The organism is Amycolatopsis sp. lyj-90, from assembly GCF_046549035.1.
Lineage (GTDB): Bacteria > Actinomycetota > Actinomycetes > Mycobacteriales > Pseudonocardiaceae > Amycolatopsis.
On the sequence record NZ_JAJPWP010000002.1, the window covers coordinates 214,674 to 228,432 of the forward strand.

At 72.2% G+C, this 13,759-nt stretch carries 2 protein-coding genes (1 of these 2 running past the window's edge); both read right to left on the reverse strand.

Going from position 1 to position 13,759, the window contains the following annotated elements; translation table 11 throughout:
• Positions 1-8,730, reverse strand: coding sequence for an amino acid adenylation domain-containing protein (locus ACLJPX_RS06795; RefSeq protein ID WP_410599257.1), 8,730 nt, complete (start codon positions 8,728-8,730; stop codon positions 1-3).
• Positions 8,727-13,759, reverse strand: partial view of an amino acid adenylation domain-containing protein gene (locus tag ACLJPX_RS06800; RefSeq protein WP_410599258.1) — the 3' end only. It continues 8,299 nt past the right edge of the window; 5,033 of the gene's 13,332 nt are visible here — the last part of the coding sequence; the start codon falls outside the window, past its right edge; the stop codon is at positions 8,727-8,729. The genes ACLJPX_RS06795 and ACLJPX_RS06800 overlap by 4 nt, the downstream gene beginning before the upstream one ends.

Below are 13,759 nucleotides of genomic sequence, written 5' to 3' on the forward strand. Positions count from 1 at the left end.
CTAATCACGCTTCGCGGCCCGAGAGGTCACCAGCCGGTCAAGATTTGTCATCCAGCCTTCGGCTATCCGGGTGAGGTCTTCGGCCGGAAGGACCTCGGGCAGATACGACCAGTGCGCGGTGAGCACGCCACGTTCGACCGACGCGTTGATCGACAGCGCGTGCGTGGCGGGCGCCTCGGGATCCACGTCGCCCCCGATGACGTTCTCCCCCGCGGCGAGCAGCCAGTCCTCGTCGCGGGCGCCACCCGCGTCGACCTGGCCGACGTAGTTGAACAGCACCTCGGCGCCGTCCAGGTCCTCGCCGTCCCGGTAACGCAGGAGGCCGTAGCCGATTCCGTTGTCCGGCAGCGCTTCCCGGTCTTCGCGCAGTTGTCGAGCGGTCGTGGCGAGCTCGACGGAAACCGCGACGCGGACCGGATACAGCGACGTGAACCAGCCGACCGTGCGCGAAAGATCCGCGTCACCGAGCAGTCCTTCCGCCCGGCCGTGGCTCTCCAGGTCGACCAGCAGCGCTCGCCCGCCACGGTGTTCGGCGATGGCCGCCGCGAGCGCGGCCAGCAGCAGGTCCTGCACCCCGCAGCCGAGCGCGGCGGGGACCGGGCCCAGCAGCGCGCTGGTCGTCTCCTCCGGCAGCGTCAGGGTTTCGTTGCGCCCGCGCGAGATCGTGTCCGACGAGCGGAGCGGCCGCCCGGCGGGCCGGATGTCGGCACCGTCCACAACGGACCGCCAGTACGGCAGTTCGGCGCGGCGGTCGGCCTCGTTCAGGCGCAGGGCCCATTCCCGGAACGACACATCGACCGGCGGCAGTGCTTCGCCCGGCGCGCGGCCGAGTACCGCGACGTCCTCGAACAACGGCTGCCACGACACCGCGTCGACCACCAGGTGGTGCACCATCACCAGCAGCCTGCCCGGCCGCTCCTCCCCCGCGTCGAACCACACGGCGCGCAGGACGTCGCCGGTGAACGGGTCCAGTTCCCGCACGGTCCGTTCGAACTCCGGGAACTCCGTGGTGAAGAGATCGTCGACAGGCCGGTCCGCCAGGTCGACGCGGCGCAGCAGGGCGGCGGCGTCGGCCGAGTCCCGCACGTGGACGGTCCAGTCTTCGGCCAGCCTGGCGCGGAGGACGTCGTGCCGGTCCAGCACCGAGCTCAGTACTTCGGTGAGACGGGGAAGACCGACACCGGCCGGGACACGCAGGACCGCGTACTGGCTGAGCCTGCCGATCGGGCCACCGCGTTCCCGTTGCGCCAACATGATCGGCGTCGCCGGGAACTCGCCGACGGCGGGCACCGCGGGACGGCTTTCGCCGGTGTCTCCGGTCGCGATCAGGGCGAGCGCGGCGACGGTCCGCTGTTCGAAGACCGCGCGCGGGGTGATCCGCAGCCCGGCGGCCCGCGCCCGCCCGACCACGCGCATGGACAGGATGCTGTCGCCGCCGAGGGTGAAGAAGTCGTCCTCCACCCCGACTTCGTTCAGCCCGAGCACTTCGGCGACGATCTCGGCCAGCTGCCTTTCGCGTGGATTACGCGGGGCCGTCCCGCCGCTGAGCGCGCTCAGATCCGGCGCCGCCCACTCCGCGGTGGCGAGCACGGCCCGGTCGACCTTCCCGTTCGGCGTCATCGGCAGTTCCCCGAGCAGCACGACCGCCGCCGGGACCATGAAGTCCGGCAACGCCTCCGCCACCGAAGCGCGCAGCGCCGCACCATCCACAGTGGACTCGTCAGCGATCGCGTAGCCGACGAGCCGGTCGCCCCGGACGACGACGACCGCGTCCGACACCGCCGGATGCGCCGCCAGCCTGGCTTCGATCTCGCCCGGCTCGACCCGGTGCCCGCGGACCTTGACCTGGTCGTCGGCCCGGCCGCGGAACTCGACGCGGCCCTCGTCGGTCCAGCGGGCGAGGTCGCCCGTGCGGTACATGCGCTCGCCGGGACCGCCGAACGGATCGGCCACGAACCTTGTCGAGGTCAGTGCCGATGCGCCGAGGTAGCCGCGGGCGAGCTGGTCGCCGCTGAGGTAGAGCTCTCCGACGACGCCGGGCGCGACCGGCATAAGGGCGTCGTCGAGCACCCGGATCCGCGTGTTCGCGACGGCCCGGCCGATCACCGGACCGTCGCTGTCCCGCAGTCGCGCGATCACCGTGTCGACGGTGCATTCGGTCGGCCCGTAGAAGTTGTAGCTCTCGGTTCCGTCGAGGTTCCGCAGTTCGGTCCACAGTCCCGGCGGGACGGCCTCACCGCCAACGCCCACCACGGCCAGCGGCGACTTCCCGTCGCGCACCAGTCCCGCGGCGGCGAGCTGGACGAAATGCGAGGGCGTGACCTCCACGAAGTCGATCCGCCGGTCGATCAGGAACCGCGCGAGATCCTCCGCGTCGAGCCGGACGTCGTCGGTGACGACGTGCAGTTCGTGCCCGCCGAGCAGGCCGAGCGTCGGCTGCCAGGACGCGTCGAAGGCGAACGACCAGTTGTGGCCGATCCGCAGCCGCTCCCGGCCGGTCCGCTCGATCGCGGGCCCGAGCACGTCGCGATCGTGGCTGTGGAACAGGTTCACCACGTTCCGGTGCGGGACCAGGACCCCCTTGGGCCTGCCGGTCGAGCCCGACGTGTAGATCAGGTGCACCGGATGCCGCGGCAGCAGGACACCGGAACGGTCGGCGTCGGTGACCGGTCCGGCGGAGAACGCGCTGTCGTCGGGCCACTCGTCCTCGGACAGCACGAGTGACGGCTTCGCGTCGTCGAGGATCCCGGCCGTCCGGTCCTCCGGCTGCGCGGGATCGATCGGCAGATACGCGGCACCGGATTTGAGCACCGCCAGCATGGCCACGAAGAAACGTTCCGATCGCCGCAGCCGGATCGCGACGACACCCTCCGGTCCCGCGCCCCGGGCGATCAGCGCGCGGGCCAGACGGTTCGCGCGGGCGTCCAGCTCGGCGTAGGTCAGCGCCCGGTCCTCGCAGGCCACCGCGATCGCGTCCGGTCCCCGACGGACCTGCTCCTCGAACGCGGCGACCACGGTGGACTCGGGCACGGTCAGCGCCGTCTCGTTCCACGCGCGCAGCACGAGTTCGCGTTGCGCGGGCGGCACCAGCTCCAGCCGCCCGACCGGGACGTCCTGCCGGTCCGGGACCCCGGCCAGCAGATCCACAAAGGACTCTCCCAGCTCACGGACCCGTTCGGCGGTGAACACGTCGGTGCGGTATTCGAGGATCAGCTCCAGCTTCGGTCCCGGCGCGGCGACGACGGTGAGCGGGTAGTGCGTGGCGTCCTCGCCTTCGACCCCTGTCACCTGCACGCCCGCCTGGCGCTCGCTCTCGGCCAGCGCTTCGGCGTCGACCGGATAGCTCTGGAAGATCAGCAGCGTGTCGAACAGTTCGCCGGAACCGGCCTGACGCTGGATCTCGGCGAGGCTCAGGTAGTGGTGGTCCAGCAGCGCGGCCTGCTCGGCCTGCACCCGGGAAAGCAGCGCTCCCAGGGTTTCCGAGGCATCGCTGCGGACGCGGACCGGCAGGGTGTTGATGAACAGGCCGATCATCCGGTCCGCGTCGGGCAGGTCCGCCGGCCGCCCGGACACCGTCGCACCGAACACCACGTCGCGCCGTCCGGTCAGCCCGCCCAGCAGCAGCGACCACAGGGTCTGCAGGACCGAGTTCAGCGTGACCCCGTGCCGCCGGACCCAGCCGGTCAGCCGCCGCGTCTGTTCTTCGGTGAGCCCGACGGTGAGCTTGTCGGGCAGGTTCTGCCCTCGGCCGATTCCCGGCGGCGCGATCAGCGACGCGCCTTCGAGTCCGGCGAGCGCGTCCTTCCAGGCCCGGCGCCCGCCCTCGCGATCCTGGCGGCCCAGCCATTCCAGGTAGTCCCGGTACGGACGGGCCTTCGGCGGCGACCCGGTGCGGTAGAGCTCCAGGAGTTCCTGGCCCAGCAGCGGCGCCGACCAGCCGTCCAGCACGATGTGGTGGCTGGTGATCAGCAGCCGGTGGCGGCCGTCCCCGAGGTCGAACAGGGTGAACCGGATCAACGGCGGCTCGGCGAGGTCGAACGGGCGCAACCGCTCGGCGGCCGTGACCGCCTCGATGTCCTCACCGGGGAGGTCACGCCAGTCGAGGGTCGCCTCCCCCGGCACGATCTGCACCGCGCGCCCGGAGTCGAGATAGCGGAAACCCGCGCCCAGGTTCGGATGCCGTTCCAGCAGGCGGCCCGCCGCGGACCGCAGCCGCGCCGGGTCGACGTTGCCGAGGTCCAGCATCTGCTGGGTGACATAGACGTCGAGGCTGTCTTCGTCGAACGAGGCGAGGAAGAGCATGCCTTCCTGCAACGGCGAAAGCGGCCAGGCGTCGGCGGGGGCGCCGAGCTCGTCGACCTCGTCCAAAGTGAGGTCCAGCAACGGGAAGTCCGCCGAAGAGAACCCTCCGGTCCCGTCCGCGGTCAGCCGGGCGGCGAGGACGGCCGCGGCCGCCATCCATTCCGCGCCGATCGCCTCGGCGTCCTTTTCGGACAGTGCGTCCGGCAGGTAGGCAAGACTCGCGGAGAGCCCGTCCGGCGTCACGGAACAGTTGACCTCCAGCAGATGCGCGGCGGGCATCGCCGGGTCGAGGTCGCCGCCGAGGCCGGCGTGGTCCGGGCCCGGACGCCAGTCGGCTTCCTCGCCGGGGGTCTCGACGTCGAAGCGGCCGAGATAGTTGAACAGCACCTCCGGCCGTCCGCGTCCGGCGAGTTCTCCGGTGAGATAGCGCAGCAGCGGGTAGCCCGCGCCGCCTTCGGGCAGCCGGAGCCGGGTGTCCTTGGCGTGTTTGAGCTGACGGACCGGATCGGGGTCCGCGGTGATCCGCATCGGCGCCACGGTGGTGAACCAGCCGACCGTGCGCGAGAGATCGCTTTCGTCGTCGCGGCCGTGTCCTTCGGTCTCCACGAGAACCGAACGGGTGCCCCGGACCCGCGTGATCGCGGTGACCAGGGTGCCGAGCAGCGCGTCCTGCATCCCCGACCGGAACGATTTCGGCACGCCCGCCAGCAGCGTCGCCGTGGTGTCCGGCGAGAGCGAGACCTGGATCTCGCGGGTGCCGCCGACGGTGCCCGTGACGGCGGGACCCGGCTCGCCCAGGACCTCGCGCCAGTACGGGAGTTCCTTGCGATGCCGTGCGATCCGCGGCGCCAGACCGGCCGCCCACGCGCGCAAGGACACCGGCACCGCGGGGAGTTCCTTGCCCTCGTCCGCGGCGGCGAGGTCGTCGAAGAGCACCCGCCAGGACACGCCGTCGACGACGACGTGGTGGATCACGAGCAGCAGCCGTCCTGGCGCTTCACCGGCGTCGAACCAGACCGCGCGGACCATCGCGCCGGACGCCGGGTCCAGGGCGGCCTCGGCCTCGCGAGCTTCGCGGTGCAAGAGATCCTGGTCCAGGTCACCCGGCACGCGGCGCACGACATCGGACGCCGTCACCGCGCCCGGCGGCGGGATCCGCAACGTGGTGCCGAGGACGGCCCGCAGCGCGTCGTGCCGGTCCAGGATCGCCTGGATCACCTTGTGCAACGCGGCCTCGGTGAGCCCTCGCGGAGTCCTGACCACGGCGGACTGGCTGAACCGGCGCGGCACCCCACCCCGCTCCAGCAAGGCCGCGATCATCGGGGTCTGGGCGACGACACCGACGGCGGGAACCGCGGCGGTCCCGGCACCGGAGACCAGCGGCTCGGCCAGTTCGGCCAGGGCGGCGACGGTACGGGCCTCGAACACCTGACGCGGGGTGATCCGCAGTCCGGCCTGCCGGGCGCGGCTGACCACCTGCAGAGACAGGATGCTGTCACCGCCGAAGCCGAAGAAGTCGTCGGTCACCGAGATCGACGGGAGGCCGAGCACGGCCGCGAAAGCGTCGGCGAGGGCCTTCTCCTCGGGTGTGGCCGGCGCGGCACCGCCGGTCAGCCCGCTCAGGTCCGGGGCGAACTCGTCCGCCCCGGCCAACGCGCCCCTGTCGACCTTCGCGTTCACGGTCAGCGGCAGCCGGTCGAGGACGACGACGACCGAGGGCACCGAGTAGTCCGGCATCCGCGCGGACAGCGCGGCCCGCAGGTCACCCGGCACCGGCTCGGCACCGGGTTCCGGGGTCACGTAAGCGACCATGCGCTTGACGCCGGGCTGGTCCTCGCGGATCACCGCGACGGCCTCGGCCACTCCGGGCCGGTCGCACAGCGCGGTCTCGACCTCGCCCAGTTCGACCCGGAAACCGCGGATCTTCACCTGATGGTCGACACGGCCGAGGAAGTCGAGTTCGCCGTCCGCGGTCCAGCGGACCAGGTCGCCGGTGCGGTACATCCGGTCCCCGGGCGCGCCGAACGGGTTGGCCACGAACCTCGTCGAGGTCAGTCCCGGCAAGCCGAAGTAGCCGCGGGCGAGTCCTCCGGCGACGTACAGCTCGCCGGCGAACCCGGGCGGGACCGGCCGCAGGTCGGCGTCGAGCACGTACGCCTGCTTGTTCGGGTCGGGCGGGCCGATGACCACGCGGCGGTCCGCGCGGCACTGCCACAGCGTGGAGTTCACCGTGCATTCGGTCGGGCCGTAGGCGTTGAACATGCGGCGGCCGCGGCTCCAGCGCGCCACCAGCTCCGGGGTGAGCGCGTCGGTGCCCGCGATGAGCGTGACGCCCTCGGGCAGGTCGCTCCCGGCGAGCGTGGTGAGCGCCGACGGCGGCACGAACATGTGCGTCAGGCCTTGCGTGGCGACGAATTCCGCCAGCGGCTCCCCGAGACGGCTCTCCTCCGGCACGACCACCGCGGTCGCGCCGACGAGCAGCTGGGTCGACAGCTCCGCCAGCGAGACGTCGAAACTCGGCGACGCGAACAGCAGCACCCGGCTTCCCGGCCCGCTTCGGACGGACTCGGCGAACATCGCCACCAGGTCGGGGACGCCGCGGTGCGGTACGAGCACGCCCTTGGGCCGTCCGGTGGAACCGGAGGTGTAGATCAGGTACGCGGCGCTGTCGGGATGCGGCAGGGGCAGTTCGGCGGGCGGTTCGAGCAGGGCGTCGTCCAGGACGACGACCGGGACGCCGTGCTCGCTCACTTTCCCCGCGGTAACGGAATCGGCGACCAGCAACGCCGGACGCGCGTCGGACAGCATGTAGGCGATCCGGTCGGGCGGGTACTCCGGATCCAGCGGCAGGTACGCGGCGCCCGCGAGCTGCACGCCGAGCATGGCGGTGAGGAACCCGAGACCGCGTTTGATCGCGACACCGACGATGCGCTCCGGCCCGGCGCCACGGGCGGCGAGCACACCGGCCAGGCGTGACGCCCGCTCGTACAGCTCGCCGTAGGTGACCGCGATCCCGCCGTCCTCGACCGCGACCGCTTCCGGCCGGGCCCTTACCTGTTGGACGAAGAGTTCGATCAGCGACTCGCCCGCGCGGGGCAGAGTGGCGCTGTTCCACTTGCGCAGCACCAGTTCCCGCTCGTCGGCGGTACCGAGGTCGACCGATCCGGCGCGGCGGTCCGGCTCGGCGGGCAGCGCCGTCAGCAGGTCGGTCAGCAACGCCGCGACGCGCCGGACGAAACCGGCTTCGAGCAGGTCCTCCCGGTACACCAGGGCGATCACGAACTCGTCGCCCGGCGCGGCCACGGCGGTCAGCGGATAGTGCGTGACACTGCGGGTCTCCTCCGGTGACACGGCGAGCCCGGCCGCGTCGTCGGCGCGGCGGAGCGCGTCGGCGTCGGCGGGCGCGCTCTGGAACACCGTGAGGGTGTCGAAAAGTTCCCCGTGCCCGGCCTCCTTCTGGATCTCGGCGAGCCCGAGGTACTGGTGGTCCAGCAGTGCGGCCTGCTCGGCCTGCACGCGGGCGACCAGCCCGGTGAGCGTCTCCCCCGGGTCCAGCCGGACCCGGACCGGGAGCGTGTTGATGAACAGGCCGATCATCCGGTCGACCCCGGGCAGTTCGGCGGGTCTGCCCGACACGGTGGTGCCGAAGACGACGTCGCGGCGGCCGGTGAGCTTGCCCAGCGCGATCGCCCAGGCCGCCTGCACGACGGTGTTGAGGGTGACCCGGTGCTCGCGCGCCCACGACGTCAGGCGTTCGGTGTCCACAGTGGAGAGACGGACTTCCAGCTCGCTCGGGAACTCCGCCGACGGTGTGCCGCCCGGGGCCAGCAGCGTCGGCTCCGCGAGCCCGGCCAGCGACCCGCGCCAGGCCGCACGCGCGGCTTCCCGGTCCTGGCGTCCGAGCCAGGCCAGGTAGTCGCGGTATTTCGGCGCGGGCGGGAGTTCCCCTCGGCCGTAGGCGGTGAACAGCTCCTCGCCCAGCAGCGGCCCGGACCAGCCGTCGAGCAGCAGATGGTGCGCGGTGACGACGAGTTTGTGGTGCGCGGGCGCCAGCTTCAGCAGCCGGAACCGGATCAGCGGTGGCGAGGCCAGATCGAACCGCCGCGCCCGGTCGGCGTCGAGCAGCGCGGGGACTTCGGCCTCGCCGACCTCGTCCACCTGCCACGGCACCGTGACCGCTTCCGGGATCAGCTGGACGGTCTCACCGCTCTTGCGCGGCCGGAAGGCGGCACGCAGGTTGGGATGCCGGGTGAGCACCGTCTCCGCCGCCGCGCGCATCCGCCCGGGGTCGAGGTCACCGCGCAGGTCGAACACCTGCTGGATGGTGTAGACGTCGGTCGCCGCACTGTCCCATGTGGACAGGAAGAGTAATCCTTCCTGCAACGGGGACAGCGGCAGCACGTCCTGGACACCACGGGCGGTACTCACGAAACACTCCAATCACCGGAGAACTCGGCGAATTCGTCGTCGTCCAGTTCGATCAGCGGTCGTTCTTCTAGCGGCAGTTCCTCCGCCGCCTGGGTGACCTCCGCCAGCGCGGCCACGGAACGCAGCTCGAACACCTGGCGGGGGGTGATCTTCAATCCCTCGGTCCTGGCCCGGCCCACGAGGTTGAGCGACCGGATGCTGTCGCCGCCGAGCGCGAAGAAGTCGTCGAACACGCCGACCCGGCCGAGGTCCAGCACTTCGGCCATGCAGACGGCGAGGACCCGTTCGGTCTCGTTCCGGGGCTCCGCGGAGCCGGTCTCGGCCTGGCGGTCGGGTTCGGGCAGCGCGGCACGATCGAGCTTTCCGTTGGGTGTCACCGGGAACGCGTCGAGCCAGACGAAAGCGCCCGGCACGAGCTGCTCCGGCAGGCCTTCCCGCAGCGCCGTCCGCAGGTCGTCCGAGGATCGCGCGTCGCCGGTCAGGTACCCGACCAGTCCGGCGGTCCCGGCGACCACCTCGGCCCCGGTCACCCCCGGCAGCGCCGAGAGGGCGGCCGAGACCTCGCCGAGTTCGATCCGCACCCCACGGATCTTGACCTGGTCGTCGCCACGGCCGAGATACTCGAGAACGCCGTCCTCGCGACGGCGGGCGAGGTCGCCCGTGCGATAGAGGCGCGTCCCGTCCGGCCCGGCGACGAACCTGGTCGCAGTCAGCCCGGGGCGCCGCAGATACCCGTGCGCCAGCTGGACTCCGGACAGGTACAGCTCGCCGGCGCAGCCTCGTGGCACCGGCCGGAGCGCGGCGTCGAGGACGTGCGCCCCGGTGTTCCACACGGGCCGTCCGAGCGGTACCGGACGAGCGGGATCGTCGCCCGCCGTGTCGTGGAAGGTGACGTCGACGGCCGCTTCGGTGGGTCCGTACAGGTTGTGCAGACCCGCCTCGGGCAACACCTCGCGTGCCGCGGCGACGAGGTCGCCGGGCAGTGCCTCACCGCTGCACACGACGCGCCGCAGCGGAAGGCCCGCCGCGGCGGGTTCGGCCAGGAACGGCCGGAGCATCGACGGGACGAAGTGGACGGTGTCGACCCGTTCGGCCCGGATGACCCCGGCCAGCAGCGCCGGGTCCTGGTGCGCTTCCGGCGGAGCCACGACGAGCGTGCCGCCGGTGAGCATCGGCAGGAACAGCTCCCACACGGAGACGTCGAACGAGATCGGCGTCTTCTGCAGGGTGCGGGTTTCCGGCCCGAAGCCGTACTCCTCGGCCATCCAGCGCAAGCGGTTCACGATCGCCCGGTGGTCCACGACCACGCCCTTGGGACGGCCGGTCGAACCCGACGTGTAGATCACGTACGCGGGCGCGGTGTCGGGGACCGGCACGAGCGGCTGACGAGTCTCCCCGGCCAGCAGATCCGGCAGGCTCTCCGGCGTGACGAGCACCGACGGCGCCGAATCCTCGGCGAGGTATTCCTTGCGCGCCTGCGGATAACCCGGGTCGATCGGCACGTACGCGGCACCGCGGCGGTGAACCGCGTGCAGGACCGCGACCAGCTCGATCGACCGGGGCAGGCTCACCGCGACGAGGTCGCCCGGTGCCACGTCGAGCTTCGCGGCGATCCGGGCGACGAGGTCGTCGAACCCGGCGTAGGTCAGCGACCGCCCGTCCGCGGTGATGGCGACGGCGTCCGGCGTGGCGGCGACCTGTGCGGCGAACAGTTCCGGCAGGGTCGCGGTCTCGACGTCGACCAGGTCGCCCTGCGGTTCCTCCTGGGTGGCGAGGGGAATGCGTCCCACCGGTACCGCGGGGTCGGCCGTGATGGCGTCGAGCACGCCGGTCAGCCGGGCGAGCACCGCGTCGGCGTCGACCACGCCGGGGCGGTGGTCCAGCCCGAGCGTCAGGTCCTCCCCCGGCTCGACGATGAGCGCCAGCGGGTAGTGCGTCGCGTCGGTCCCGGCGACGGCGTCCACCGTGAGACCGGCGGAATCCTCGGCGCCCGCCAGGCTCGCGTCGTCGACCGGGTAGCTCTCGAACACGACGAGGGTGTCGAACAGCTCCCCGGTGCCCGCCCAGCGCTGGATGCGGGTGAGGCCGGCGTGCTGATGGTCCAGCAGCGCGATCTGCTCGCCGTCGGTCCGGCCCACCAGCGCGGCGAACGACTCGGCCTGCGAGATCCGCACCCGCACCGGGACGGTGTTGATGAACAGGCCGATCATGCGTTCGGCGCCGGGCAGGTCGGCGGGGCGGCCGTGCACGGTGACGCCGAAGACGACGTCGGTCCGGCCGGTCAGCTGCCCGAGCACGAGCGCCCAGGCGGTGTTGACCAGCGTGCTGACCGTGACGCCGAGCTCGCGGGCCACCGCCGTCACCTTGGCCGTGCGCGCGGCGCCGAGATCGGTCTTCGCGCGGTCCGGCCGGACAGTGTGGCGTGCCTCGGTCGGCGGCACGAGCAACGTCGGGCCGTCCAGGTCCGCGAGCGCCGTGCGCCAGGCCTTTTCGGCCGCGTTCTCGTCGCGGCCCGCCAGCCACTTCAGGTACCCGGCGTACGGCCGGACCGGCGGCAGCTCTCGTCCCGCGTAGAGCGTGAAGAGTTCCTCGGCCAGCAGCGGGCCGGACCAGCCGTCCGCGAGGACGTGGTGATGCGCCAGCAGCAACCGGCGGCTGTCCGGGCCCGTGCGGACCAGCGCCATCCGCACCAAGGGCGCGTCGGCGAGGTCGAACCTGCGCGTGGCGAACTCGGCCGTGAACGCCTCTGCGTCGACGTCTTCGACGACCTCCCACGGCAGCTCCGCCGACTCCGGCACCACCTGGACGGTGACGCCCGAGCGCAGCTGACGGAACGCCGCCCGCAGGTTGCCGTGCCGGGCCAGCAAGGCGTTTCCGGCCGCGCGCATGCGGTCCGGATCGACCGGACCGGTCAGGTCGAAGGAATGGCAGACCGAATAGACGTCCTCGTCCTCGGTGTCGAACGACGCCTGGAACGCGATCCCTTCCTGCAGCGGGGAAAGCGGCAGGACGTCGGCCGCGTCGGCGAGTTCGTCCACATCGGACTGTTCGAGGGTGACCAGCGGGAAGTCCGACGGGGTGCGGAACGGCTCTCGGATCGTCTCGGCCAGTTCGGCCAGCGCGGTCTGCCAGCCCTCGGCGAGTTCACCGATCTCGGCCGCGGTGAACAGGTCGCGGACGAAGGCGAACTCGCCGTGCAGGCGCAGCCCGTCCTCGTGCCGGACCGCGACCGCGTTGATCTCCAGCGGATGGCTGACCGGCGTGACCTGGTCGGCACCGCCGTCGAGCAGCGAGGACTCCGGCGCGGGCCGCCAGTGCCCGGTCGTCGCCGGGCCGTCGAGCCGCCCGAGGTAGTTGAACAGGACCGTCCGCGCGCCGGTGCCGGGCGGCGCCAGCAGCCCGAAGCTGATCGCCTCGGGCAGGGTGCGCAGCTGTTCCTTCACGGTCTTGAGCCAGGCGATGGAGTCATCGTCCACCCCGCCGATGCGCGCCGGGTAGATGCTGGTGAACCAGCCGACGGTGCGCGAAAGGTCGGCTCCGGGCACCAGATGCTCGTCGCGGCCGTGGCCTTCGAGGTCGATGACCAGACCGCCGTCGTCGGACAGCCCACGAGCCGCCCGCCATCGCGAGACCGCCATCGCGAAGCCGGTCAGCAGGACGTCCTGCACGCCGGCGTGCGCGGCGGCGGGGACCGCGGTCAGCAGCTTCTCGGTGAGCTCGGCCGGGACCTCCATGGTGTGCCCGTCCACAGTGGAGCCGGTGTGCACCGCCGGGTCGAGAACGGTTTCCCCGCCCAGGAAACGGTTCCCGGCGAGGACGTGCTCCCAGCGTCCGGCCTGGTCGGTCCACTCCAGTTCGCGGATGGACCTGGCCCAGTCCTGCAGCGAGGTCTCGGCCGGGGACGGCCGCGCCCCTTCGGCGAGGTCGTCCATCAGGATCCGCCAGGAGACGCCGTCCACGACGAGGTGGTGCGCCACGAGCAGCAGAAGGTTCTCCCGCTCGAACCACACCGCCCGCAGCATGACCCCGGCCTCCGGGTCCAGTTCCCCGAGCGCGGCGTCGAACTCCTCGCGGACGTCGCCGGTGGCGCGCCGGAGTACGTCGGTCCCGGAAACGTCGCCCTCGGGCCGGATCCGGTACACCCAGCCCGGCTCGAGCCGGGCGCGCAACGCGTCGTGCGCGGCGAGGATCCCGTCCAGGAGCGAGGTGAGCCGCTCTTCGGTCAGCTCCGGTGGCGTGGTCAGCAGCATCGACTGGCTGAACCGCCGGGTGTCGCCCCCGAGGTCGCGCAGGGACTCCATCACCGGCAGCAGCGGGACGACGCCGATGCGCGTCCCGGCCACGACGGCCGCGCCTTCCCGCCGCGCGAACGCGGCCAGCGCGGCGGGCGTCCGGTGCTCGAAGATCTCGCGGGGGCTGAGCCGGTAACCCGCCCGTCGCAGCCGCGCGATCAGCTGCAGGGACGAGATGCTGTCCCCGCCGAGCCGGAAGAAGTCCGCCGTCGCACCGACCCGGTCCAGGCCCAGCACCGCGGCGATCTCGGCGGCGATGGCCGTCTCCACCGGCCCTTCGGGCGTCTCGTCACCGGCGTGCGCGGCGAGATCCGGCTCGGGCAGGGCTTTGCGGTCCAGTTTGCCGCTGGGGGTCAGCGGGAGTTCGCCGAGCACGGTGACGATCGTGGGCACCATCGCGGCGGGCAACTGCTCGGCCAGCCGCGCGAGGACGCGTTCCCCGTCGACGTCCCCCGTCACGTACGCGGTGAGCACCGAATCGCGGTGGACGGCGACCGCCGCCGTCTCGACCCCGTCGACCCGGCTCAGCGCGTGCTCGATCTCGCCGAGTTCGACGCGCTGGCCGCGCAGTTTCACCTGGTGGTCGGTGCGGCCGAGGTAGGTGAGCGTGCCGTCGTCGTTCCACCGGGCGAGGTCGCCGGTGCGGTACATCCGGCCGCCGTGGAAGGGATCGGCCACGAACCGCCCGGCGGTGAGCCCCGGCCGGTTCCGGTAGCCGTGCCCCAGCTGGGTTCCGG